Here is a 23,978-nt window from a genome sequence, read left to right as displayed (position 1 = left end):
CTACCTGCTAAGGACTCGACCAGCATGAAAAGATTTGCAACAAAACCGGGGGCCTCATGCGCCCCCGGCGCAGGGCTTCACGCCAGCTCGGCCTGGTAACCCTCGTCACGAATCGCGGTGAGGATCTGCTCCACCGCCATGGCACTCTGCACCCGCACCTGCTTGCCTGCCAGGTCGACTTCGACCTTGGCATCGGCGTCCTGCCCCTGCACCGCACGGGTCACCGCTTTGACGCAATGGCCACAGGTCATGCCTTGTACATTGAACACTTGCATAGGGTTGCCTCCTTCAGGTTTTCACGCAGTTTCAAGCTTGCCATCGGGGCAAGGTCAAGCCCCTGCGCGCGTGCGGGCTGGAAATCCGCGCTCACGTCGGCCAAGCTGCGCCTTTGACGATCAGGCAAGCAGGAGATTCATCATGTTCAGGGCAGCATTGGGCGTCGTCGGGCTTTTGAGCGCGCTGGCTGCGGTGCCACCGGCCAACGCCGAAGGCAACTCGGACTACAGCGTACTGATCATTTCGCGGGAGCGCCTGGTAGTGGCCACCAACTGCGAAATCGGCGTGTACCTCAACGATCAGCTCTCCGGGCGCGTATTCCAGGAGCAATCGACCGCCTTCAACCTGCCACCAGGCCCTGTGGATATACGCCTGCGCCTACTGCCAGGGCAGACCCCCGGTTGCGCCCCCGGTATCGAAGACCAGCGCAGCACACGTTTGAACCTGCAGGCGGGCCAGATCAACAAATACCGGATTGCCATGGGCCACAATGGGCTGGAATTGAAGCGCGCCGGCCTAGGCTATTGACCTTGCCTACGTGGCAAGGTTGATGCTGGAGGCCAATCCAAGGAGGACAGCCATGCCCGCATCCACCACCTTCGACCTGCCGATTTCCGGCATGACCTGCGCCAGCTGTGCTGGCCGGGTCGAGCGCGCCCTGCGCAAGGTCGACGGCGCTGAACAGGTCAGCGTCAACCTCGCCACCGAACAGGCCCGGGTCCAGGCCCCGGCCAGCAGCCTGCCGGCCTTGCTCGACGCCGTGCGTGAAGCCGGCTATGGCGTGCCCACCCGTACTGTCGAGTTGCAGATTGACGGCATGACCTGCGCCACTTGCGTCGGCCGCGTCGAGCGCGCACTCGGCAAACTGCCTGGGGTCGAACAGGTCAGCGTTAACCTGGCCAGCGAACGCGCGCACCTCGAGGTGCTCGCGGCCCTCGACGACAGCCTGCTGATCGACGCCGTGCAAAAGGCCGGCTACAGCGCCAGCCTGCCGCACGCAGGCCACGATGATCAGCGCGATGCCCAGCGCCGCCTGCGCAACGAACGCCTGGCGGTCGGTGCCGCCTTGCTGCTGGCCCTGCCACTCGTTTTGCCGATGTTGGTACAGCCTTTTGGCCTGCACTGGATGCTGCCCGCCTGGGCGCAGTTCCTGCTGGCTACGCCCGTACAGTTCATTCTCGGTGCACGCTTTTACGTGGCCGCCTATAAGGCCGTGCGTGCCGGCGCCGGCAACATGGACCTGCTGGTGGCCCTTGGCACCAGTGCCGGTTACGGCCTGAGCCTGTACCAATGGGCACAAGCCCCTGCCGGCATGGTTCCGCACCTGTATTTCGAAGCCTCGGCCGTGGTCATTGCCTTGGTCTTGCTGGGCAAGTACTTGGAGAGCCGCGCCAAACGCCAGACCGCCAGCGCCATTCGGGCCCTTGAAGCACTGCGCCCCGAACGCGCAGTGCGCGTGGTCGATGGCCGCGAAGAAGACGTGGCCATCGCCCAACTGCGTGTGGGTGACCTGGTCGTGGTCAAACCCGGTGAACGCTTCCCGGTCGATGGCGAAGTCGAGGAAGGCAGCAGCCATGCCGACGAGGCCTTGATCAGCGGCGAGAGCCTGCCAGTGCCCAAGCAGCCTGGCGACCCCGTCACCGGTGGCGCCATCAATGGTGAAGGGCGGCTACTGGTGCGCACCCAGGCATTGGGTACCGAAACCGTGCTGGCCCGGATCATCCGCCTGGTCGAAGATGCCCAGGCGGCCAAGGCGCCTATCCAGAAGCTGGTGGACCGGGTCAGCCAGGTATTCGTCCCCGCCGTACTGGTGATCGCACTGATCACGCTGATCGGCTGGTGGCTGGCCGGTGCCCCGCTGGAAACCGCGCTGATCAATGCGGTCGCCGTGCTGGTGATTGCCTGCCCCTGTGCACTCGGCCTGGCAACGCCAGCGGCGATCATGGCCGGTACCGGTGTCGCCGCCCGCCACGGCATCCTGATCAAGGACGCCGAAGCCCTGGAGCGTGCCCATGCGGTGAACCGGGTCGTGTTCGACAAGACCGGCACCCTGACGTCCGGCAGCCCACGCGTGGTCCACAGCCAGGCACTGGTCGGCACCACCGCCGAGCTGCACCGCTTGGCCGGCGCCCTGCAGCGCGGCAGTGAGCACCCATTGGCCAAAGCCGTGCTGGAGGCGTGCGCTGAGCAGCAACTGGAGGTGCCAACAGTCGTCGACAGCCAGTCGCTGACCGGGCGGGGCATCGCCGGGCGGGTGGAAGGCCGTGACTTGGCCCTGGGTAACCGTCGCATGCTCGACGAGAGCACGCTGCAACCCGGCGGCTTGGCCGCCAAAGCCCACGCCTGGGAGGCTGAAGGGCGTACGCTGTCCTGGCTGATCGAGCGCGGCGCACAACCTCGCGTGCTGGGCCTGTTCGCCTTCGGCGACAGCCTCAAACCGGGCGCGAAGCAGGCTATCGATAGCCTGCACGCACAACACATCAGCAGCCACCTGCTGACCGGCGACAACCGCGGCAGCGCGAAGGTGGTTGCCGACGCCCTCGGGATCAACGACGTGCATGCCGAAGTGCTGCCTGCCGACAAGGCTGCCACCGTGACGGCACTGAAACAGGACGGCGTGGTGGCGATGGTAGGCGACGGCATCAACGATGCCCCGGCCCTTGCCGCTGCCGACATCGGCATCGCCATGGGCGGTGGCACCGACGTGGCCATGCAGGCCGCCGGCATCACCCTGATGCGCGGCGACCCACGCCTGGTACCCGCAGCCCTGGAGATCAGCCGCAAGACCTACGCGAAAATCCGCCAGAACCTGTTCTGGGCGTTCATCTATAACCTGGTCGGTATCCCCCTGGCCGCGCTGGGTTACCTCAACCCGGTACTCGCCGGCGCCGCCATGGCCCTGTCCAGCGTCAGCGTGGTCAGCAATGCGCTGTGGCTCAAGACCTGGAAACCCACCAGCAGCTCCCAGGAGGCCCCATGAACATCGGCCAGGCCGCCCGCCGCAGCGGGCTCAGCACCAAGATGATCCGCTACTACGAGTCCATCGGCCTGCTCAAGCCAGCCACCCGCAGTGACAGCGGCTACCGCCTTTACCAGCCGGAAGACCTGCACAGCCTGGCCTTCATCAAGCGCTCCCGCGACTTGGGCTTTTCTCTGGAAGAGGTCGGCAAGTTGCTGACCCTCTGGCAAGACCGGCAACGGGCCAGTGCCGACGTCAAGGCGCTGGCCATGCAACATATCGATGAGCTGAACCGGCGCATAGAAGAGCTGGTGAGCCTGCGCGACACCCTCAGCGACCTGGTCTCCCACTGCCAGGGAGACGAGCGGCCGGACTGTCCGATCCTGAAGGATTTAGCAAACGGAAACGTTGGCGGATGTTGCCGCTGAGGCTCGCCACGACGCTTTGGTATGCCATATTCGCCTAAACACGACCGAATCATCGCCTAGTGCGACATTCCCTAATAAATACGGGCATTTGCCTTCATCTAATCCCGGACGCTGCCGATGCAGTAACTACCTGCCTCGTGTGTCGACAACAAAAAAATTCCGGGAGCGTCGATGAGCATCAAACAGAAACTGACCTGGGCATTCGCGGTCATCGCCGGCTTGCCCATCGTCCTCGTGGCCACCTTGGTGGTCCTCAACCTGCGCGGCGAAGCCCGCGACGGATTCCTCGACAGCAGCAGCCGGGAAATTCGCCAGGTCAGCAACGCGATGAACATCTTCTTCCAGGGCATCAACCAGAACGTCGAATACCTGGCCTCACAACCCATGATTGCGGCCACGGGCAACAACCTGAACAAGTTCATGAGCGCCAACCCATCGTATGAGCTGGGCGAGCAGGACAAGCAGGTGCTCGAGTTCTTCACCCGCCTGGCCGATTCCCACCCAGGCTACGCCTACCTTTCCTACGGTGTCAGCGATGGCGGCTATGTCGGCTGGCCCGCGGGGCAGAAGTTCGTCAACTACGACCCCCGCCCTCGCCCGTGGTACCAGTTGGCCATGGCCAACCCTGGCAAAACCCTGCGTACCGGCGCCTATTACTGGGCCGCCGACGACGCCGTGCTGGTCAGCACCGTGCGCGCCGTGGCCAACCAGCTGGGTAACCCGGGTGGCGTGGTCAACATCGATGTGTCGCTCAAGGGCCTGACCCAGATCGTCCAGCAGATCAAGCTGGGCGAAAGCGGCTACCTGATGCTGGTGGAAAACAACGGCAACGTGATGGTCGACCCACGTGACGCCAGCCACAACTTCAAGCAACTGGGCAGCTTCGGTAACGGCTATGCCGACCTGGCCAAGGCAGGTAAAGGGCTGGTCGAAGTCGAGCTCAATGGCGTGCGCTACATGGCCAACATCTACCCCGACGAGCAACTGGGCTGGACCTTCATCGGCCTGATCGAGCAAAGCGAAGTGATGCAGACCACCACCCGCCTGACGTGGTTGATCGGCACCATCGCACTGGTGCTGGCCGCGCTGTTCGCCGTGGTCGGTGCGGCGTTCGCCAAGCTGATCGTGCGCCCGATCAACAGCGTCACCAGCGGCCTGGAAGACATCGCCCAGGGCGAAGGCGACCTGACCCGCAACCTGGAAGTGCGCGGGCGCGACGAAACCGCCCAACTGGCCAGCTGGTTCAACCAGTTCCTCGGCGCGATCCGCAGCCTGATCCAGCACATCGGCTCTGCCGCCAGCAAGATCCTCAGCACCTCCACCAGCTCGACCCGGGTGTCCAGTGACATGGCCGAGGCGGCCGGGCGCCAGCGCGAAGCCGTGGACATGGTCTCTACCGCCTTCCACGAAATGGTCGCCACCGCCAACGAAGTCGCCCGCTCGTGCAGCCAGGCGGCGCAGTCGGCCGACAGTGGCCAGCAGCAAGCCCGTGAAGGCCAGCAGCAGATCGATGCAGCCGTGAACAGCGTCGACCGCCTGAGCCAGGAGATCGAGCAATCGGCCCAGTCGATTCAGCAGCTGGAACGCGACAGCAACGCCATCCAGTCGATCCTCGGCACCATTCGCTCGATTGCCGAGCAGACCAACCTGCTGGCCCTCAATGCCGCGATCGAGGCCGCCCGCGCCGGTGAACAGGGCCGTGGCTTCGCCGTCGTCGCCGATGAAGTGCGGGCGCTGGCCAAGCGTACCGCCGACTCCACCGCCGAGATCGATGGCCTGCTGGGCAACCTGGCCAGCCGCACCGCCGAGGTTGCCGAACAGATGCACGCCAGCCTGGAAGTGTCGCAGCAGTCGGTCAGCCGCATTGGCCTGGCCCGCGACAGCTTTGGCCAGATCCGTGAGTCGGTGGACGTGATTCGCGACATGAACACGCAGATCGCCACGGCAGCGGAAGAGCAGCATCAGGTAGCCGAGGACATCAACCGGCACATCAGCCAGATCCATGGCGATGCGCAACTGGTGGCCGAACTGGCCCAGGCTGCGCGCCAAGACTCGGAGAGCCTGGCAGGGTTGTCCAACGAGCTGGATTCGCTGGTACGACGCTTCCGCACCTGACAGCCACTTCACGGCTAAAGCAAGCGACCTGTAGGAGCAGCCTTGCGCTGCGAAGAGGCCGGTGACAACAGCATAGTTTTTCGCTGCTATCACTGGCCTCTTCGCAGCACAAGGCTGCTCCTACAGTTTCAGCTCCCCAGGCGTCGCCCCAAACAACTGCTTGAACGCCGCGATGTAAGCCGAGGTCGAGTCATACCCACACCCCAACGCGGCCTCCGTTACATTCTCCCCCGCCTCCAGCAACGCCAGCGATGACAGCAGCCGCATGCGCTGACGCCAGTTGCGAAAGCTCAACCCCGTCTCACGCTGAAACAGCCGCATCAACGTCTTCGCCGAACACTCCAGTTGCAGCGCCCATTGCTGCAAGGTCTGGGCTGTATCCGGTGCCGCGATCAGACTATTACACAACGCCAGCAACCCCGGATGACGCGGGAGGGGCAACGAGAACCCGACTTCCGGCAACGTGCGCAACTGGTCGAGCAGTACCGCGACCAATCGCGATTCGGCGCTGTCGGCTTCCGGGTAATCCGCCGGGAACAGGCAGAACTGCTTGATCAACTCCCGCGCCAGCGGCGTCACCTCCAGCACCCGGCAGTGCTCCGGCGCCCACGGGCAGGCATCGCGGCGCACGTACAGGCTGCGCATTTCGGCCTGCATCGACGTCACCACTTCGTGTTCGGCGTCCGCCGGGATCCACACACCCCACTGAGGGGGCGCGAAATAGCTGCCATCGCGGGTGTAGACGCCGAGAACGCCACTGATGGCGTAGGAAAACTGCACCCAGTCGTGCTGATGGCGAGTGGTCCAGGAGCCGGCGCCGAGGCTTTCGGCGCGGGCATAAAGGGGCCTGGGCAGGTGGTCGAGCGCCGGGATGGCCCGGGGATGTCCGATGATCGGCATGGCGGTTTCTTGTAGTTCTGATCGGACAAGCCTACCAGTTGCGCGACATGACTGTGACATCTGCCCCACCTGATCACCGTTCGACGATGACCGTCACCCCTTGCCCACCTGCCGCACAAATCGATATCAAACCGCGGCCCTTCCCCGTCGCGGCCAGCAGCTTCGCCAGGTGGGCCAATATCCGCCCTCCGGTCGCGGCAAACGGATGCCCCGCCGCCAGCGAGCTGCCTTTGACGTTGAGCTTGCTGCGGTCGATTGCCCCAAGCGGTGCGTCCAGCCCCAGGCGATCACGGCAGTACTCCGCATCCTCCCAGGCCTTGAGGGTGCACAACACCTGGGCGGCGAAGGCTTCGTGAATCTCGTAGTAGTCAAAATCCTGCAGGCTCAACCCATTGCGCGCCAACAGGCGCGGCACTGCATACACCGGCGCCATCAACAACCCTTCACGGCCCGTGACGAAATCAACCGCTGCGGTCTCGCCGTCAACCAGGTAGGCCAACACCGGAAGCCCCTGTGCCTGCGCCCATTCCTCCGTGCCCAACAGCACCAGCGATGCGCCATCGGTCAAAGGGGTGGAGTTGCCTGCGGTAAGCGTGCCCAGCCCGCTGCGGTCGAATGCCGGTTTGAGCTTGGCCAGTTGCTCCAAGGTCAGGTCCGGCCGCAGGTTGTTGTCACGGCTAAGTGCCAGGAAGGGCGTGAGCAGATCATCCTGCCAGCCTTCGGCATAGGAGGCCGCCAGCCGCTGATGGCTAAGCAAGGTCAGTGCATCCTGCTCGGCGCGGTCGATCCGCCAGGCCTGCGCCATGCGCTCGCAATGCTCGCCCATCGACAGGCCTGTGCGCGGCTCGCCATTGCGCGGCAACTCAGGCTTCAGGTGGCCGGGGCGCAACTTCAGGAACGGCTTCAGCCGTTCACCCAGGCTTTTGCCGCGGTTGGCCTCCAGCAGTATGTGGCGCAACCCTTCGTTAACGGCAATCGGCGCATCGGAGGTGGTGTCGACACCGCCCGCGATGCCGCTGTCGATCTGCCCAAGGGCAATCTTGTTGGCCACCAGCAAGGCCGCCTCCAGCCCCGTGCCGCAGGCCTGCTGGATGTCGTAGGCCGGCGTGCGCGGCGACAAACGCGAACCGAGCACGCATTCGCGGGTCAGGTTCATGTCACGGGAGTGCTTCAGCACCGCGCCCGCCACCACTTCGCCCAGCTGCAGCCCATGCAAGCGGTAACGCTCGATCAGGCCCTCCAGGGCGACGGTCAGCATTGCCTGGTTGCTGGCGGTGGCGTAGGCACCATTGGAACGGGCGAACGGGATTCGGTTGCCGCCCAGGATCGCGACCCGGCGAGGTGAACGCATGCGCATGTTCCTCCTGAAACAATTTAAACCGTACAGCCTAGGTGTTTTTACCGCATTCGAACGACCTTGCCACAAAGTTGGTCCACACTTTCAAGCTTGCCTTCAGGGAGACCCACTCATGAGCGATCGCTACCTCGGCTTTGCCAACTCCAACCTCGGCCGCCGCCTTGTGGATGCCCTCGGCCTGCCACACCCGGCCCCGCTGGAGCGCTGGCAGGCAGGCCGCCTGCGCCCGGTAGAGGGTGCCCTGGTACTGGGTGGCGGGCCACTGACGCGCCAGGTCGAGGCCATCGCCCCACGCCTCACCGACGAACTCTACAGCTTCAATGCCGAAGGGTTACAGGCGCCGGCCTGGGTTGCAGGGCTTGGGCCGAAGCTCAAAGCCGTGGTGTTCGATGCCACTCACCTGTCCGACAGCGATGAATTGAAGCAGTTGCGCGAATTTTTCCAGCCGTTGCTGCGCAGCCTGGCGCCCTGCGCCCACGTGGTGATCCTCGGCCGCGCGCCAGAAGGCCTCGACGACCCACTGGCCAGTGTCACGCAACGGGCGCTCGAAGGGTTCAGCCGCTCGCTGGCCAAAGAGCTGCGCAACGGCGCGACCGCACAGTTGCTGTATATCGGCCAAGGTGCTGAAGACCAGTTGGAAGGTGCCCTGCGCTTCTTCCTTTCGCCCAAGAGCGCGTTCATTTCTGGCCAGGTGCTGCGCCTTGAAGCCTGCGCCAGCCAGGTCGAGGACTGGACCCGCCCGCTTGGCGGACGACGCGCCCTGGTGACCGGCGCTGCACGCGGTATCGGCGCCGCGATTGCCGAAACCCTGGCGCGGGACGGCGCCGAGGTGCTGCTGCTGGATGTGCCGCAAGCCCGGCAAGACCTCGAAGCCCTCGCCGCGCGGCTGGGCGGCAAGGCACTGGCGCTGGACATCTGCGCCAATGACGCCGCAGCGCAGTTGCTCGAAGCGCTGCCCGGGGGTATCGACATCGTGGTGCACAATGCCGGCATCACCCGCGACAAGACCCTGGCCAACATGACCCCCGAATATTGGGATGCGGTGATGGCCGTGAACCTCAAGGCACCGCAGGTACTCACCCAGGCACTGTATGAAGCAGGCGCGCTCGGCGAGAACGCGCGCATCACGCTGCTGGCGTCGGTCAGCGGCATTGCCGGTAACCGCGGGCAGGCCAACTATGCGGCGAGCAAGGCCGGCTTGATCGGCTTCGCCCAGGCCTGGGCGGCAAAACTCGCAGCGCAGGGTGCCAGCATCAATGCCGTGGCCCCCGGCTTCATCGAAACGCACATGACCGCCGCCATGCCTATGGGGCTGCGCGAGGCCGGGCGCCGCTTGAGCTCACTGGGCCAAGGCGGGCGGCCACAAGACGTCGCCGAGGCCATTGCCTGGCTCAGCCAGCCCGGCTCCGGCGCGGTCAATGGCCAGGTGCTGCGGGTCTGTGGCCAAGCGCTGATGGGGGCCTGACCATGAGCCGACACTGGCACGACCTGCACGCCCCGGACTCACGCGCGAGCCTTTACCTGCGTGCGGCCAGCAAGCGCAAGATCAGCGGCGACAAGCTGCCCGACGAAGGCCTGCGCTGCGTGATGCGGGTTCAGCCCGACAACCTGGCAGCCTACCGCCGACTCTGTCACTTCACCGACGATGGCCGCCTGCCCGCTACTTATCCCCATGTGATGGCCTTCCCCCTGCAATTGCAGCTGCTGACGGCGCACAGCTTCCCCTTCCCCTTGCTCGGGCTGGTGCATCTGCAGAACCGCATCGAGGTGTTGCGGCCACTGGGCGGCATCGATGCATTACGTTTCGCCGTCTACGCCGACAACCTGCAACCCCACGCCAAGGGCGCCACCTTCGACCTCATTACGGAAGCCGAAGATGGCCTGGGCCTGCTCTGGCGCGAATGCAGCCGCACGCTGGTACGCGGGCTACGCCTGGAGGGCCAGGCCAGTGAGCAAACAGACAGCGCGCCTGACGCACTGGCAGAGGCGAGCCGCTGGTATGCCGACAGCGATATCGGCCGGCGTTACGCCAAGGTCTGTGGCGACTACAACCCGATTCACCTGAGCGCTGCCAGTGCGCGACTGTTCGGGTTCCCCAAGGCCATTGCCCACGGCATGTGGAGCAAGGCCATGGCACTGGCGGCCCTGCGCGGGCATCTGCCACACAGCGGCTACAGCTTCGAGGTGGCGTTCCGCAAACCGGTGCGATTGCCTTCCGAGGTGGTGCTCAGTGCCAGCGAAGCCGGGCCAGAAGGTGAACTACGGCTGGATGGGCAGGGTGAGTTGCTGCACATGGTTGGCCGTTGGGGTGGCCTGTAGGCGCAGGCCTCTTGCTTTGCATCGGGCCTGCGCCGAAGCTATGCGGCATTAGGAGACCCCCGATGAACCTGCAAGAACTCACCGAACGCCTGCACCGGATCCGCGACAACAACGATTGGCGCGGCTTCCACAGCCCAAAGAACCTGGCCATGGCCGCCAGCGTTGAAATGGCCGAACTGGTCGAAATCTTCCAGTGGCTGAGCGAGGACCAATCCCGCCAGCTGCCTGCCGACACACTCGCCCACGCCGGCCAAGAGGTGGGCGATGTGGTGCTCTACCTGTTGCTGCTGTGCAGCGAGCTGGGCCTGGACATGGACCAGGTGGTAAGGGCCAAGCTGGCCGACAGTGAAAGGCGCTTCGCCCGATGAACGACCGTCACTTCGATGAACTGGCCACCCGCTTCGCCGAGAAAATCTACGGCGGTGCCAAGGGCGCCATTCGCCTGGCCGTGCTGCAGGCCGACCTGGCCGAAACCTTGCCCGATCGCCCGCTGCGCATACTCGACATCGGTGCAGGCCTGGGCCACATGGCCCTGTGGCTGGCACAACGCGGCCATCACCTGACCCTCGCCGAACCCGCCGCGCCCATGCTCGACGGTGCCCGCGCGCGCTTTGCCGAGGCCGGCCAGACGGCCACCTTCATCCAGGCACCGTGGCAGGACCTGCTGGGCCAGCTGACCGAACCCTACGACCTGGTGCTGTGCCACGCCGTGCTCGAATGGCTGGCCGAACCCGAAAGCATCCTACCCGTGCTGCACCAGCTCACTGCGCCCAGCGGGTGGCTTTCGCTGGCGTTCTACAACCGCGACGCACTGGTCTATCGCAACCTGCTCAAGGGCCATTTCCGCAAACTGCGCAGCAACCGCCTGGAAGGTGAAAAGCAGAGCCTGACCCCGCAGAAACCCCTTGATCCGCGTGAGCTCAAGGCGCAACTTGATCCTATGTGGCAGGTCGAAAGCGAGAGTGGCGTCAGGGTGTTCCACGACTACATGCCCAAGGAGTTCCAAGCCAAGGCCGAAATACTCGACCTGCTGGAAATGGAACTGGCCCACCGCCGACACCCAAGCTTTGCCGGGCTCGGTCGCTACCTGCACTGGATCTGCCGCCCCCGCTGACCCCGCCCGCCGGGAGGAATACATGCCCTACCGTCTGTTGTGCCTGGCCCTGCTGCCCCTTGCCCTGGCTGCCTGCCAGGGCAGCAACCCGTATGTCGCCAGTAGCCGCCCCTTACCGCCCGCCCCTGCGCAGGCGGCCACCACCTTCGATGCCAGTGCCTACCCGGCACCCGCCCGTGACTACGGGCACTACCGCAGCTGGAGCTGGCGTGACGGCCAGTTGCCCAGCGGCACAGCCAATGCCGACCCGGCACAACTGGCCGATGCCATCAGCGGCGCGCTCGACCAGCATGGCCTGCGCCCTGCCCGGGGCAGCGCCGGCGATTTGCTGGTAAGCGCCGACATGCGCCTGGAAAAACGCCTGCGCCAAGTACGTGACTACGACACCTACGACCCCTACTACGGCCCCTACCCCTACGGCAGTGTGGGTTATGGCGGCTACCGCAACGGCTACGGTGCCTATGCCAGCACGCCGATCGTGCGCACCTACGAGGTGGAGGTGATGGTGGTACGCATCGATCTGTACGACGCTCGCAGCGGCCAGCCGGTGTGGAGCGCCAGTGCTGAAAGCAACAGCGACAAGGACTCGCCGCGTGATCGCGAAAGCGCCTTGCGTGATTCGGTGCACAAGGCGCTCAGCGGCTATCCTCCCAGTTAACGTTTAACGGAGAACCATCATGTTGCGCCGTCTCGTTCTACTGTCATTCGCGCTGGTGCTCACGGCCTGCTCGAGCAACAACGTCCAGCAGGACTTCGACGCCAGCCGCGATTTTGCCGCCTACCGCAGCTGGGCGTGGCAGGAACCCGGCTTGCAATACCGCCCGGACGACCCTCGCATCAAAAGCGACCTGACCGAGCAGCGCATTCGCCAGGCCGTGGCCGAGCAGCTCGACCAACGCGGCCTGCGCCCGGCGCAGGGCAATGCGCGGCCTGACCTGAAAGTGCGCGCCTACCTCATCGTCGAGCAGCGCCAACAGCAGATCACCACCAACTATGGCGGTGGCTGGGGTGGTTACTGGGGAGGCTACTGGGGCGGGCCGATGTACAACGAAACCCGCAGCGTCGACTACAAGGTCGCCACCATCCAGGTCGACATGTTCGATGGGCGGGACGACAAGCTGGTCTGGCGTGGCAGCGCTGAACAGATCATGAACAATTACCCGCCAAGCCCGGAAGAACGTAACAACGCGATCCAGAATACGGTGACCAATGTGCTGAGCAACTACCCACCCGGCAGCAAGAAGTAATGCGCCGAGGCCCATCGTCGGCTTGCCGGCGATGGGCCAACACAGGCCCCGTCAGCTGCGACATCTTCTGATCCCGTCACGCCTTTTTCCCTTCCCGCCGCGCCCGCTTGCAACTTCGCGTCTACCCTGAATTCAAGGAAACCTGACTGACCGGGTAGAAGTGTTCAACAATTAGGGAAGGCGACCTGCCAATGCAAAGCATTGTTCTTCTGATGTGGCTTGCCTTGTGCTCCGAACAGGATGTGCGTCAACGGCAAATATCCAACGCGCTGACCCTGGGCGTCGCTGCCTGCGCCCTGGCCTGGCTGTTCGCCACCGGCCACAGCTGGATCGGTGCCGACGCCAGCGACGCCGGTTGGGCGCTGGCCATCGTCATGCTGCTGACGTTACCCGGCTACATGCTCGGGCGTTTCGGCGCCGACGACGTCAAATTGATGGGTGCCCTGGCGCTCGCCACCAGTCCTCAATATGTGCTCGGCACCTTCATTGGTGCGGGTATCACAGTCGTGCTCTGGCTGCTGTCGCGTCGCCGCCTGTGGACCTTGCTCAATCCTAAGGTCAAGAAGCGCTTGCAGGCCCTGACGGAGCAAATGGGCGACAAACAGGCCTTCGTACCGTACGTCCTGGCGGGCTTTATGCTGACAGCCGTATGGATCCAATAATCATCCCTGTTGTCCTATAACTTGTACGGACCTTGTACAGAATTGCCAACTGCGACTATTTTTAAGCTGCCGGAGTGTCTAGCCCGGGAGCAGGGCCGATTACGAACAGGGAGTTGATCGTGAACAAGCCGTCCAGTGAAGTGAAGGTGCTGGTGGTCGATGACCAGCCATTGATCGTCGAACAATTGTGTGAATACCTCGAAAGCCAGGGCCACGTGTGCGTCCCAGCCCATTCCACTGCCCAAGCCATCGAGCGCTACTCGGCTGACCAAAAGATTGGCTTGGTGCTGTGCGACCTGCACATGCCCGAGCGTGATGGCATTGAGCTGGTCCACGCCTTGAAGGAGCTGGCCGGCAACAAGCGTATGTTCGAAGCCATCATGCTGACCGGTCGTGCCGACAAGCAGGACGTGATCCGCGCCTTGCGCGCGGGCTTTGTCGACTATTACCAAAAACCGGTAGATTTTAACGAGCTGCTCGAAGGTTTGCGCCGTCAGGAAAAGGCTCTGCTGGAGCGTCAGCGCAACATGAAAGACCTCGGTGGCCTCAACCAGCGCCTGCAGGACCTGGCAGAGTCGGTCGACGAGCTCTACCACGACCTGGAAAAGGCCCGCGGCCAAGGCGTGCACCGCCGTGCCAGCGATGTCGAAGAAAGTGAAAACGAGCTGCCCGCCGTATTCGAGAAGCTGTCGCCGCGTCAACTGGAAGTGGCCCGCCTGGTGAGCAAAGGCAAGACCAATTACCAAATTGCCTGTGAACTGGGCATTACCGAGAACACCGTGAAACTCTACGTTTCTCAAGTACTGCGCCTGACCCACATGCACAACCGCACGCAGCTGGCGCTCGCGCTGACGCCGAGTTCTTCACCGGTGCATCAGCGCTTTACCGCTCATTGAAATACTGGCCTGTCAGCGGCATCCGAGTTGCCGTTGATAGGCCATTAGCCCCAGGGCTCATTCCATCTGGTAGGTAAGGTTTAGCGTCACGCGTGGCCCGCGGCTCAGGCTATCCAGGGCAACATCCGCCAAGGGTTTCGCGACTTCCACCGCCAAATTGAAGTAGCGCCCATCCCCCAACCGCAGCCCCAGCGCAGCGGACGCCATGTGGGCATTCTCGACATTGCTGCGGTTGTACCAAGCCTGCGCAGCATCGAGTACCGCATAGGGTTGCAGCACCTTCAGCCAGTTGCCGTTGGGCCGAACACTGTAGCCAAGCTCGTACGCTACCCCCCACCCCTTGTCCCCCGCTGCCTGGTCGCGTGGATAACCGCGGCCGAAAGTTTGCCCGCCAAACACCGCCCGCTCGCTGTCGGGCAGCGTGTCGTCACTCCAGTACAAGGCACCAGACGCCACCCCCTGCCAATCATTGAACAACGCGTCGCTCTGCAACCCCGAGAGGCGAAATCGCAGAAAGTCCAGGTCATAGTCGGCGTCGCTGCGTGCCCCCAGGTAATCCAGGCCTTGATAGACACCGGCACTGACAATACGCAAGCGACGATCGTCGGCCTTGCGCCAACTGCCTTCAAATGACACTGCGCGTACGTAGCTGTCGTACTGGTGTGACGGCAACAGCCCCGCAGGCCGATCTTCGAGGTGCTCACTGATCGCGTAGAAACCCCCCGCCACCGTCATCCACTCATCCGCCTTGACGATCAGCGGCTGGCCAAGGCCAACCGAATAACGCTCGCTTTCACGCTGCTGAGTCAAATCGCTGCCGTCCTCCAGCCGAATTCGGGTGCCCGGCGTGCTGCGATAGCGCGAGGCAGACACCAGCAACTGGCTGCCTTCAGCATCCAGGTACTGGCTGTAGTCCAACCGCTGGTAATGCGCCTGGTCATCGCCGGGCGGCAGCAACACGCTTGCCTGGAACTGCTCGGCATAGCGGGTCTGGGCGTTGCTGGTGACGGCGAACAGCGCCTGGGCGTCCTCACGGCTGCCATCGCTTACGGTAACGCCAGCGGCGAACGGCGTACGCCGCGCGTGGACCGTGAGCTGAGCGGCGCCCTCAGGCGACTGCGCCGCAGCCAATTCAGCGTCCACCACCACGCCGGGAAGGCGCCCGGCGAGGCCCAGATAACGATCGAGTGTTTCCCGCGTCAGCGGGCGTTCCGCCTGCAAGCGCTGCAGCAACTGCTGCAGGTAGGTGCGGGCCGAGCCGATGTCGCCTTCCAGCTGGTACCCATGGATATAGCCCTCGACCAAAACCACCTCAACACGGCCGTCAGCGACATCCTGCGGCGGGAGGTAAGCGTACGACAGCAGGTAGCCTTCTTGCCGGTAACGTTGAGTAAGGCGCGCGGTGTACTGCTGCAACTCGCCCAACGTGGTTTCACGCCCGATCAACGGCTGGTAGTGGTCACGCAGGTCACTCAAGGGGAACACCGTCCCCCCTTCGAAGCGCACCTTGTGCAACACCAGGCGGGTCTCCAGCGGCGCCCAGCCTGCCGCGCTGGCGTTCGGCAGCGCCAGCCGCAGGTGTGGGGCAAGTGGGCGGTAGGTGTCCAGCGGCAGGTTGGCGGCGGGCAGGCGACGCTCGTTTTCGTGGCTGTCGAGAAAGCCCGGCAACGGCTCCGCGCGGGCCATCAAGGCCCAGGGCAGCAACAAAAGAGGTATGACCAGAGGACGCATAGGACGCTCCATGATCCCTCGTGTACCGGGGCGCCAGCCGGTCACACCCGTCTTGTGCAAAGCGTAGGTGCTGGCCCGGCAATCGTCGAACGGCTACTCGCTGACCTGAAACGCCACCCGCGCGGTCTCGCCACTTTCATCCAGCGCGCTGAGCTCGATTTGCCCGGGCCGTTCGAAACGTACCAGCAGGCTGTCCTGGCCTTGGGTCTCGCCCAACGGCTGGCCGTTGAGGAACCACCAGCGCCGCCCGCCGCCGCCCAAGGCAGAAACGTGCAATTGCAGCGGTTCGCTGCTGGTTGCCGGACGGCGCAGGTTGTCCCCCGGGCGCACGCCGACAATCGACAGCGGGGGTGCGCTGGCGGGCGCCTGCGGTGGGCAGGCCGGGTCTACTGCCGGCAGGCGCGCTGCACGCCGTTCGACCCTGGGCAGCCAAGGCTCCAGCGGGGCGGGCCAGAGCGCGATGTCGCGTACCTTGGCCCCCGGGCAACTGCCGTCGACCCGCAGCCCTTGCGCATTGACCCAGACGCGCTCACGCAGGCCCAGCCCGAGCGGCTGATCGGCCGCCTGCAAGGTCGGCGGTGTGGTGCCGTCGAGGGTCCAGGCAAAGCGCTGGCGGCGGCAGTTGGGGTCTTGCCGATTCATCGGCTGGCCCAGCGGCCAGCAGATGGCTGCCACGCCGATGGTAGGGGGCACCTGCTCGACCGGCACGCTGATACCGCGCTGGGCATCGCGGTTGCTTAGCAGGTCATGCACCTGAAGCATCAACGGCGCCGCCGAGGCCAGGCCGAACTGCCCGGGTACCGGTGTGCCGTCGGGGCGGCCGATCCATACACCAATCAAGTAGCGCGGGCCGACCCCAATCGACCAGGCGTCACGAAAGCCATAGCTGGTACCGGTCTTCCAGGCCAGTTGCGGGCGCTGCACCAGTTCGGCGTGCGGGTCGCGGTCAGGGCGTGCCTGGCCGCTCAGAATACGCCGGATAATCCACGCCGCCCCTGGCGACAGCAGGCGTCGCTCTACCAGCGGGTCCTGCGGCTGCAGGCGGATGCGCGCACTGTTGCCGGCCCGGGCCAGCGCCGCATAACCGCCGACCAGGTCTTCCAGGCGGCTGCCCGCCCCCCCGAGGATCAACGACAAGTTGGGCTCGGCCAAGGGCGGCAGCATCAGCGGCATGCCGGCCATGCGCAATTGCGCGGCGAAGCGTTTCGGGCCATATGCTTCCAGCAACTGAACGGCCGGCAGGTTGAGCGACAGCGCCAGTGCCGAGCTGGCCGACACCGGCCCGCTGAACCCCATCGAGAAGTTGCCGGGCCGATAGTCGCCGTAGCGCCTAGGCACATCCTGCAGCAGCGATTCGGAGTGGATCAGGCCGTCATCCAAGGCCATGCCGTAGAGGAAGGGTTTGAGCGTGGAACCGGGCGAGCGCAATGAGCGCACCATGTCGACGTGGCCGAAGCGGCGTGCGTCGCTAAGGTCGATCGAACCCAGGTAGGCGCGCACTGCCATGGTCTGCGCCTCGACCACCAGGATCGCCGCCGACGTGCGCTCCGGCAGGCGTGCGCGCCAGCCCAGCAGCAGGTCTTCGAGGCGCCTTTGCAAGGCTGCGTCTAGGGTGGTGCGGATTAGCGGTGGGCTATTCGCCGTGTTAAGCCGCCGCGCCAGCAACGGTGCCAGTGCCGGTTCCTGACGTGGCGCCAGCAGCAAGGGCTCCTCGGCAGCTTCCTTGAGCTGCTGGGCTGGCCATACCTGGTATTCCTCCAGGCGCTGCAGCACTTTGTCGCGTGCACGCTGGGCACGCTCGGGGTGGCGGTCCGGGCGCAAGCGGCTGGGTGCCTGGGGCAGCACCGCAAGCAGCGCCGCCTCGGCAGGTGTCAGGTGTTTGGGCGATTTGCCCAAGTACGCCCAGCTGGCCGCTGCCACGCCCTGCAGGGTGCCGCCAAAGGGGGCACGGTCGAGGTAGATCTGCAGGATTTCGCGCTTCGACAGGTGCCACTCCAGCTGCGCCGTACGCCATAACTGGCGCAGCTTGCCGGCCAGCGTCCGGTCATGCGGATCGAGCAGGCGCGCCACCTGCATCGACAGCGTACTGCCCCCCGACACCACGCGCCCTCCGCGCAGGTTCAGCCAGGCCGCACGGGCCAGGGCCAGCGGGTTGACCCCAGGGTGGCGATAGAACCAGCGGTCCTCGTAGGTCAGCAGCGCCTGCAAGTACAACGGCGAGACCTCTTCCGGGCTGACCGGGTAGCGCCACACGCCATCGGCGTCGGCAAAGCGCCACAACGGCGTGCCGTCTTCGGCCAGCACCACCCGCGCCAGGTCGTCGCCGGGCATGGGCAACGGCCAGATACGGTCGGCCAGCCACACCAGGCCCACGGCCAGGACCAGGGTGATGGCGCTACCACGCACAATCCTGCCCGCACGCGTGCGCGGCCGCGCTAAGCTTGGCATCGGGAACCGACTTGGCCAACTGATGGCCAAAGGCTTGGGAACGGCAACCTCGCCGGTGTGTTGATCAGGAAGCAACTATGCATGTAGAAGATTTTTTCGGGTGGCTGGGCCACGCACTCGGGTCGTTGATCCGCTTTATCGTCGACGCATTGAGCGGGCTGTTCAACCTGCTGGCCAATGCCGGCGGCAATTTCATCGATGGCCTGGCACGCACCCTGGGCATGGACACCTCGCTGGTCAGCATCCTTGCCCTGGTCGTCGGCCTGATGCTGCTGTACTCGGCAATCCGCGCCTTCATGCGCGCTTCGATCATCCTCGGGATCATCTGGTTGGTGCTGGGGTTGTGGGTGATGAGCTGGGTGATTCACTAAAGGCCATCGCCGCACCTCGCAGTGTGTGTGTGTGTGTGTGTAGGAGCAGCCTTGTGCTGCGAAGAGGCCGGTACAGGCAACAGGATTTTCGTTGCTCATACCGGCCTCTTCGCAGCACAAGGCTGCTCCTACAAGAGGCAGGCTTTTAGCGGGCTTTGACGGTCATCTCGCCTTGCCCATCGCCCACTGCCTGCAGGTTCGGGCGGTACATCGACTCGACCTGCGGCGGCGGCACACGGTAGGTGCCCGGGGTTACTGCCCGCGCCAGGTACAGCAGGTGCGTGGTGCCATAGCTGTCCAGCTTGAGCGCTGCGACGTAACTGTCATCGCGGTACTCCTGGTGCAGCACGCTGGCGTTCTGCATCGACTCACGCCACGCCTTCACGGCACTGCTGGCGTTCTCCAGGCTGGCCGCACTCTGTGCCAGGTTCTGGTTTTCCAGCTCAAGCCCCGCTGGCAGCAAATCCACCACCAGCGCATCCGGCACACGGTCCTCGGCCTTGAGGGCCAGGTGCACCAGCACCAGGTCGCCGCTGCGCAGGTTGTGCAGGTCCAATGCCTGGCCGTTCATGCCCAGGTACTCACGACGAATCTGCAGACCATTGCCACCGGCTGCCGGCGCCTGGCGCGGGTAGCCAGACAGCGTCAGCTGCTGGTAAAGCGTCTCGCTGCCTTCGTTTTGCACCGTCAGCGGCGACGCCAGCAGCGGGCCTTCGAGCTTGAGGCCGGTTTCGGCATTGTTGAACTCGCGGATCTCACCCGCGCTGTCCAGACGCGCCTGCCACTTGCCTTCCGGCTTGCCGAGCAAACCACGGCCAGCGAGGAACAACGCGTTACGTTCCTGGGTAGACAGCCAGCGGTTGGCCGCCAACTCGTCCGACAGTGCGAACAGGCGTTGGTCGACCTGCTTGCTGGCCAGGTTGCTCTCCTGCAACAGCGCCAGAATCAGCGCCTGGTCACGCAGGCTGCTGCCGTAGTCAGCCATCCAGCCTTTGCTGCGGCCAATACCCAGGCCGGCTTGCAGGGCCTGCTCGGAACGTGGCTTGTCGCCCATCTTCTCCAGCGCTACCGCCAGTTGCACCAGCGGCAAGCCGGAGCGAGCGTCGGCACGGCGTTCGAAAAGCCCGCGCAAGGCACCCAAGGGCGCCTGCTGGCTGCGCGACAGAACCAGGGCAGCATAAGCCTGCACGGCGAAGCGGGTATGGTCAGCGTTCTCGCTGTAGTCGACCTCGATCAGGTTGCGTTCCTGCAGGTAGCGCAGCAAGCGCTCGTTGGCCTTCTTCAGCGCCTCGGCGGGCACGCCGTAGCCCTGGTCACGGGCGCGCAGCAAGAAGTCGGTGACGTAGGCGGTCAACCAGTACTCTTCTTCACTGTCCGAACTCCACAGGCCGAAGCTGCCGTTGTAACGCTGCATGCCCAGCAGGTGCTCGATGCCCATTTCGATCTTGCGCTTGCGCACGTCGGCCGGTTCGCCCTTGATCCCCAAGCGTTTGAGGCTTTCGGCATCGGCGTAGAGCGACGGATAAAGGCCGCTGGTGGTCTGCTCCAGGCACCCATAGGGGTAGGCTTCGAGGGCACGAATCTGTTCGGCCAGGTTCAGCGGCGGCCGGCTCGACAAGACCAGGCTGGCTTCAAGGCCCGCCGGTTCGAAGGCGGCCAGGTCCGCCTCGGGCAACGCCCATGGCTGGTCCTTCAAGGCAACCCGGTAGTGCTTGAGCATCGCCGGATAAGCCGGGCGCACACCCAAGGTCCATTCACGCTCGAAGGCCGTGGCCGGCTCGTTTGGCAGTTGCAGGCCATTGACCCGCACGCGCACCTTGCCCTGCCCCAGGCCGCCTTGGGCCTGCACCGGAATCATCAGCGTGCGGCGCTGGCCTTCGTCCAGCGCGACGCTTTGCACCGCACTCGCAACCAGGCTCAACTGGCCTTCGGTGCTGATCTCCACATTCAGTTGCTGGGCGCGGCCCGACAGGTTGGCCAGGTCCAGCGCCAGGCTGGTGCGGTCGCCACCGGCCAGGAAGCGCGGTGCCGAAAGCTCGGCGATCAGCGGCGCAGCCACCACCGTCTTGCCCTCGGCCACGCCGAAGTGGTCTTCGGTCCAGGCCTGCGCCATCAGCCGCAGTTCGCCATTGAAGTCGGGGATGTCGACCGTGGCCTGGCCCTCGCCCTTCTCGTCCAGGGTCACCGGCAGGCTCTGCTGCGCGACGATGGTCACCGTGGTGTTGGGGCGCTTGCCACCCTTAGCCATGGCCGCATCACCGCCAAAGGCCAGGCTGGCGAGGCGGCCCTGGCCGGCCTCGATCAACTGGCCGTAGATGTCCAACTGGTCGGCGCCATACGCTTTGCGGCCGAACAGGCTGGTGAACGGGTCAGGGGTCTTGAAGTCGGTGATGTTGAGGATGCCGACATCAACTGCCGACAGCAGTACATGCACCTGCTGCCCCGCAGCCACGGGGCTGCCATCGGCATTGGCCACCTTGAACTTGACTGTTAACGGCTGCTTGGGCCGCATCTTCTCCGGCGCCTGCAAGCTGACCGCGAGCTTACGCCCGGCCCGGTCGAGTGGCAGGTGCAACACGCCCACCGCGCGTTTCGGTGTGGCATTGGCCTTGCGCTCGCCGGGGCGAATCACCAAGGCGCTGATATACAGGTCGTGGCGTGCCCACTTCTTGTCCAGTTGCACGTCGAAGGTCTTGCCTTCGGCCGGCACCTCGATCTCTTGCCACCACAACGGGCCATCGCTGGACTCGATCATCAGGTAGCCGCTACCGGCGGCAGGTGGGGTCACCGTGACTTTGGCGGTGGCGCCATCGGCGTAGGACGGTTTGTCCAGGGCCAGCTTGACCTGGTCCGGGCGTACTGCGCCGCCTTCGGCGTTGTCCTGGGCGCGATAGCCCGCCCAGAAGCGCTCGCTGGACACCAGGCCAGTCTCTGGGTCTTCGACCTCGACCCGGTAAGGGCCCCACTCGACCTGGAACGACAACTTGGCGGTCGAGCCGGCCTTGACGCTGACGGTCTCTTCGCTCTGGGTGAGGAATTTCTCGTTGTAGTTGTAGCTCCAGCCGTCGCTCTGCGAGTAGTTCCAGTAGTAGTCACGGCGCTCGCGAATCAAGCGCACCTTGAGGTCATTGGCCGCCAGCTTCTTGCCATCAGGGTCGGCCACCAGGAACTCGAATTCCACCGGGCCGTCACTGTCGGTTTCCTCGCCTTCGAACAGGCCGCGCAGGCCCGGCAAACGTTCGGCAGGCCAGATCGGCTGTTCCAGGCGACGGGTGATCGGCCGGCCACCGGACTCCTGCAGGCTGGCCTGCACGGTCAGTTGCAGTGGCGAGCGGGCTTCGGCCCAGCGGCTTTCGATATCGACCACTGCCTTGCCGGCCTGGTCGAGGGTGACTTCGTCCAGCTCCAGGTCCTGGTTCAACTCGGTTTCGGTGACCGAACCGAACTGGTAACCCGGCAGCGCCGGCACCGCTTCGCGCAACGGGCGCACGTAAGCTTGGCCACTCAGCCGGTTACCCGCAGCCGGCGCGCCGTATAGGTAGCGGCCATTGACCTGGATGTGGGCGTCCTGATCAGGCGCAAGCGGTGCGCTGCTGCCTTTGAGCTCCAACGCCAAACGTTCGGGGAGGAAGTCTTCGACCAGAAACTCGTAGACCTGCTTGCGCCCGCCCCCCAGGTCGAGCAGCAATTGCCAGCGACCGGTCGGCGCCTCGCTGGCCAGTTGCAGTTGGTACTGGTAAAGGCCACTGCCATCCGCCTCCCAAACAAACTTGCGGCTGACCTGCTCATCAGGGCGACGCACTTCCACACTGACCGGCTGGGCCTTGACCGGCTTGCCATCCTGGTCGCGCAGCAGGCCGTTGAGCAGCACCGTCTCACCCGGGCGATACAGGTCACGCGGGCCGAAGATGAACAACTGCAAAGGGTTGGCTTGCGGGCCGGTGATATCGAATTCGGCCAGGTCCAGGGCTGCAGTGTTCAGGCGCAGCAACGTGGTGTGCACGCCTTGCGTGGCAATCAGGGTATCGGCCTTGGGCGTGATCGGCAGTTCGGCGTGGCCGTCGCCATCGGTCTTGGCCTGGGCCAGTAACTTGCCCTTCTCGTCATGCACCTCGAGGTTGACGTCTTTCATCGCCTTGCCGCCGTCCAGGGCTTGGGCGAACACATCGAGGCGGTCGCGGTAGCGGTGCGCAGAGACGCCGATGTCACTGAGGCTGAACAGGGTCGCCGGCTGCGAGTAGTCGTAGGTGCCCGAGGCACGCATCACTGCCAGGTACACGCCCGGTTCCTGCAGCGGCTTGATCCCGGCAATCGGCAGCAGCACGGTCTCGCGGGTGTTGCGCGCGGGGTTGAGATCGAAGCGGCCGCTGTAGACCAGCTCGGCCATGTCCAGGGTTTCTTTGGACTGGTAGTAGTACAGGCTGCTGTTACGCCCCCAGTTGACCAGGAAGGTCGAGAGCATCTCGGGCTTCACGCGGAAGAACTCGACATCGACCTTGTCGACGTTCAGGGCGATCACCGGCAAGCCTTCGGCCAGGCGCGTGGGCAGCAACGAACCGCGGCTGGCAAAGCCGATGGTCGGCTGCATGTCGCGGGTTTCCAGGCGGGTGACCGACTCGCTGTCGAGCGCGTTGCCATTGACCGCCAGCAGGCCTTTGTCGACCGTGAGCACCAGCTTGCGCTGTGGCTCCAGGTGGCGCAGGCGCAGCTCCATCTGGTTGTCGGAGAGTTCCCAGGCCCCGTCGACCTTGCCTTTGACGGTGTCGACCAGGTGCAGTTTGCCGGCGAAGTCCTGTGTGGCATCCAGCGGCGCGGAGAAGCTGATCGACAGCGCGCTGGCGCCGTCGAGCTGCACTTCCGAGACGTCCAGCACCGTGAGCGCCCGGCCCTCGTAGCGCTTGGCGAGCACGGCAGGGTCTTCGCGCTTGGCCGCTGGGGCCTCGGCGGGCGCGGTGGCTGCCGGTTTCTCGGACGGCGCGGGTTTGCCCGGCGCGGAGGAGTCACAAGCACTGAGCAAAGCCAGCGCGCAGGCCAGCAACAATCCTTTGTTGAACATGGAGTAGGAACTCTTAGGCAGCGTGTACGTGAGGGCAGCAACTATAGCGCAACGACGGGCGCGTCACCCGCCGTGTAGCGCCAGGTGAGACCGCGTTCG

19 protein-coding genes and 1 pseudogene are annotated in these 23,978 nt (G+C 64.8%); 14 read left to right on the top strand and 6 right to left on the bottom strand.

The window, feature by feature from the left end; genetic code table 11:
* Positions 1-77 precede the first annotated feature (77 nt).
* Complete coding sequence (locus tag HU764_RS01175) at positions 78-275, bottom strand: heavy-metal-associated domain-containing protein (protein WP_027594977.1); 198 nt, start codon at positions 273-275, stop codon at positions 78-80.
* Positions 276-417: 142 nt separating this feature from the next.
* On the opposite strand from HU764_RS01175, the gene HU764_RS01170 reads away from it, so the two are divergent.
* From HU764_RS01170 to HU764_RS28005, 5 genes and pseudogenes are all read left to right on the top strand, one after another.
* On the top strand, positions 418-804 hold the full coding sequence (locus HU764_RS01170; RefSeq protein WP_186704014.1) for a hypothetical protein: 387 nt from the start codon (positions 418-420) through the stop codon (positions 802-804).
* Positions 805-856: 52 nt separating this feature from the next.
* Positions 857-3,256 carry a heavy metal translocating P-type ATPase gene (locus tag HU764_RS01165; RefSeq protein WP_186704013.1) on the top strand — a complete coding sequence of 800 codons (2,400 nt, stop codon included), beginning with the start codon at positions 857-859 and terminating at the stop codon, positions 3,254-3,256.
* Positions 3,253-3,663 (top strand): Cu(I)-responsive transcriptional regulator, encoded by a 411-nt coding sequence (cueR, locus tag HU764_RS01160; protein WP_027594974.1) that lies wholly within the window; start codon positions 3,253-3,255, stop codon positions 3,661-3,663. Before HU764_RS01165 ends, cueR begins: the two co-directional genes overlap by 4 nt.
* A 171-nt stretch (positions 3,664-3,834) precedes the next feature.
* Positions 3,835-4,920 (top strand): annotated as a pseudogene (locus HU764_RS28010) (HAMP domain-containing protein); the annotation flags it as partial.
* 90 nt (positions 4,921-5,010) lie between these two features.
* Positions 5,011-5,778, top strand: coding sequence for a methyl-accepting chemotaxis protein (locus HU764_RS28005; protein ID WP_371098032.1), 768 nt, complete (start codon positions 5,011-5,013; stop codon positions 5,776-5,778).
* A 120-nt stretch (positions 5,779-5,898) separates the two neighbouring features.
* On the opposite strand, the gene HU764_RS01150 is transcribed toward HU764_RS28005, so the two are convergent.
* Both HU764_RS01150 and HU764_RS01145 read right to left on the bottom strand, forming a co-directional pair.
* Positions 5,899-6,678, bottom strand: coding sequence for an AraC family transcriptional regulator (locus HU764_RS01150; RefSeq protein ID WP_186704012.1), 780 nt, complete (start codon positions 6,676-6,678; stop codon positions 5,899-5,901).
* Positions 6,679-6,751: 73 nt separating this feature from the next.
* Positions 6,752-8,029, bottom strand: a complete 1,278-nt coding sequence (locus HU764_RS01145) for an acetyl-CoA C-acetyltransferase (RefSeq protein ID WP_186704011.1) — start codon at positions 8,027-8,029, stop codon at positions 6,752-6,754.
* Positions 8,030-8,147: 118 nt separating this feature from the next.
* Here HU764_RS01145 and HU764_RS01140 point away from each other — a divergent pair, with 118 nt between their 5' ends.
* The 8 genes from HU764_RS01140 to HU764_RS01105 all read left to right on the top strand — a co-directional run bounded on the left by HU764_RS01140 (position 8,148) and on the right by HU764_RS01105 (position 14,273).
* Complete coding sequence (locus HU764_RS01140) at positions 8,148-9,500, top strand: 3-oxoacyl-ACP reductase (protein ID WP_186704010.1); 1,353 nt, start codon at positions 8,148-8,150, stop codon at positions 9,498-9,500.
* A gap of 2 nt (positions 9,501-9,502) precedes the next feature.
* The gene (locus HU764_RS01135) at positions 9,503-10,354 is read left to right on the top strand and encodes a MaoC family dehydratase (protein WP_186704009.1); all 852 of its coding nucleotides are present in this window, start codon (positions 9,503-9,505) and stop codon (positions 10,352-10,354) included.
* Positions 10,355-10,416: 62 nt separating this feature from the next.
* Positions 10,417-10,722: a MazG-like family protein gene (locus tag HU764_RS01130; RefSeq protein WP_027594968.1), complete on the top strand. Its 306-nt coding sequence runs from the start codon at positions 10,417-10,419 to the stop codon at positions 10,720-10,722.
* Positions 10,719-11,468, top strand: a complete 750-nt coding sequence (locus HU764_RS01125) for a methyltransferase (RefSeq protein WP_027594967.1) — start codon at positions 10,719-10,721, stop codon at positions 11,466-11,468. Before HU764_RS01130 ends, HU764_RS01125 begins: the two co-directional genes overlap by 4 nt.
* A 22-nt stretch (positions 11,469-11,490) precedes the next feature.
* Complete coding sequence (locus tag HU764_RS01120; protein WP_085273990.1) at positions 11,491-12,126, top strand: DUF4136 domain-containing protein; 636 nt, start codon at positions 11,491-11,493, stop codon at positions 12,124-12,126.
* A gap of 19 nt (positions 12,127-12,145) precedes the next feature.
* Entirely contained in the window at positions 12,146-12,715 is a 570-nt protein-coding gene (locus tag HU764_RS01115) for a DUF4136 domain-containing protein (RefSeq protein WP_186682092.1), read from the top strand.
* A 191-nt stretch (positions 12,716-12,906) separates the two neighbouring features.
* A complete protein-coding gene (locus tag HU764_RS01110; protein WP_027594964.1) occupies positions 12,907-13,377 on the top strand; it encodes an A24 family peptidase in 471 nt (156 codons plus the stop codon).
* Between the two features lie 119 nt (positions 13,378-13,496).
* Positions 13,497-14,273, top strand: coding sequence for a response regulator (locus HU764_RS01105; RefSeq protein WP_186682094.1), 777 nt, complete (start codon positions 13,497-13,499; stop codon positions 14,271-14,273).
* A gap of 57 nt (positions 14,274-14,330) precedes the next feature.
* Here the strand turns inward: HU764_RS01105 and HU764_RS01100 are convergent, their stop codons facing one another.
* Together HU764_RS01100 and pbpC are read right to left on the bottom strand one after the other, a co-directional pair.
* Entirely contained in the window at positions 14,331-16,004 is a 1,674-nt protein-coding gene (locus HU764_RS01100) for a ShlB/FhaC/HecB family hemolysin secretion/activation protein (protein ID WP_186704008.1), read from the bottom strand.
* A gap of 93 nt (positions 16,005-16,097) precedes the next feature.
* Positions 16,098-18,452 (bottom strand): peptidoglycan glycosyltransferase PbpC, encoded by a 2,355-nt coding sequence (gene pbpC / locus HU764_RS01095; protein WP_186704007.1) that lies wholly within the window; start codon positions 18,450-18,452, stop codon positions 16,098-16,100.
* A gap of 77 nt (positions 18,453-18,529) precedes the next feature.
* Here pbpC and HU764_RS01090 point away from each other — a divergent pair, with 77 nt between their 5' ends.
* Positions 18,530-18,823, top strand: a complete 294-nt coding sequence (locus HU764_RS01090; protein ID WP_027594960.1) for a hypothetical protein — start codon at positions 18,530-18,532, stop codon at positions 18,821-18,823.
* Between the two features lie 145 nt (positions 18,824-18,968).
* Here the strand turns inward: HU764_RS01090 and HU764_RS01085 are convergent, their stop codons facing one another.
* Entirely contained in the window at positions 18,969-23,879 is a 4,911-nt protein-coding gene (locus HU764_RS01085) for an alpha-2-macroglobulin family protein (RefSeq protein WP_186704006.1), read from the bottom strand.
* Positions 23,880-23,978 lie beyond the last annotated feature (99 nt).

It is taken from the genome of Pseudomonas kermanshahensis, from assembly GCF_014269205.2.
Taxonomy (GTDB): domain Bacteria; phylum Pseudomonadota; class Gammaproteobacteria; order Pseudomonadales; family Pseudomonadaceae; genus Aquipseudomonas; species Aquipseudomonas kermanshahensis.
The sequence above is the reverse complement of the archived record's forward strand: the minus strand, read 5'-3'. Positions and strand labels throughout refer to the sequence as shown.

Bases quoted from the DNA above. Each gene is read 5' to 3' on its own strand.
- HU764_RS01150 (WP_186704012.1), bottom strand. From the start codon at position 6,678: ATGCCGATCATCGGACATCCCCGGGCCATCCCGGCGCTCGACCACCTG.
- HU764_RS01125 (WP_027594967.1), top strand. From the start codon at position 10,719: ATGAACGACCGTCACTTCGATGAACTGGCCACCCGCTTCGCCGAGAAA.
- HU764_RS01120 (WP_085273990.1), top strand. From the start codon at position 11,491: ATGCCCTACCGTCTGTTGTGCCTGGCCCTGCTGCCCCTTGCCCTGGCT.
- HU764_RS01135 (WP_186704009.1), top strand. From the start codon at position 9,503: ATGAGCCGACACTGGCACGACCTGCACGCCCCGGACTCACGCGCGAGC.
- HU764_RS01110 (WP_027594964.1), top strand. From the start codon at position 12,907: ATGCAAAGCATTGTTCTTCTGATGTGGCTTGCCTTGTGCTCCGAACAG.
- HU764_RS01130 (WP_027594968.1), top strand. From the start codon at position 10,417: ATGAACCTGCAAGAACTCACCGAACGCCTGCACCGGATCCGCGACAAC.
- HU764_RS01170 (WP_186704014.1), top strand. From the start codon at position 418: ATGTTCAGGGCAGCATTGGGCGTCGTCGGGCTTTTGAGCGCGCTGGCT.
- cueR (WP_027594974.1), top strand. From the start codon at position 3,253: ATGAACATCGGCCAGGCCGCCCGCCGCAGCGGGCTCAGCACCAAGATG.
- pbpC (WP_186704007.1), bottom strand. From the start codon at position 18,452: ATGCCAAGCTTAGCGCGGCCGCGCACGCGTGCGGGCAGGATTGTGCGT.
- HU764_RS01165 (WP_186704013.1), top strand. From the start codon at position 857: ATGCCCGCATCCACCACCTTCGACCTGCCGATTTCCGGCATGACCTGC.
- HU764_RS01140 (WP_186704010.1), top strand. From the start codon at position 8,148: ATGAGCGATCGCTACCTCGGCTTTGCCAACTCCAACCTCGGCCGCCGC.
- HU764_RS01175 (WP_027594977.1), bottom strand. From the start codon at position 275: ATGCAAGTGTTCAATGTACAAGGCATGACCTGTGGCCATTGCGTCAAA.
- HU764_RS01115 (WP_186682092.1), top strand. From the start codon at position 12,146: ATGTTGCGCCGTCTCGTTCTACTGTCATTCGCGCTGGTGCTCACGGCC.
- HU764_RS01100 (WP_186704008.1), bottom strand. From the start codon at position 16,004: ATGCGTCCTCTGGTCATACCTCTTTTGTTGCTGCCCTGGGCCTTGATG.
- HU764_RS01085 (WP_186704006.1), bottom strand. From the start codon at position 23,879: ATGTTCAACAAAGGATTGTTGCTGGCCTGCGCGCTGGCTTTGCTCAGT.
- HU764_RS01090 (WP_027594960.1), top strand. From the start codon at position 18,530: ATGCATGTAGAAGATTTTTTCGGGTGGCTGGGCCACGCACTCGGGTCG.
- HU764_RS28005 (WP_371098032.1), top strand. From the start codon at position 5,011: ATGGCCGAGGCGGCCGGGCGCCAGCGCGAAGCCGTGGACATGGTCTCT.
- HU764_RS01145 (WP_186704011.1), bottom strand. From the start codon at position 8,029: ATGCGTTCACCTCGCCGGGTCGCGATCCTGGGCGGCAACCGAATCCCG.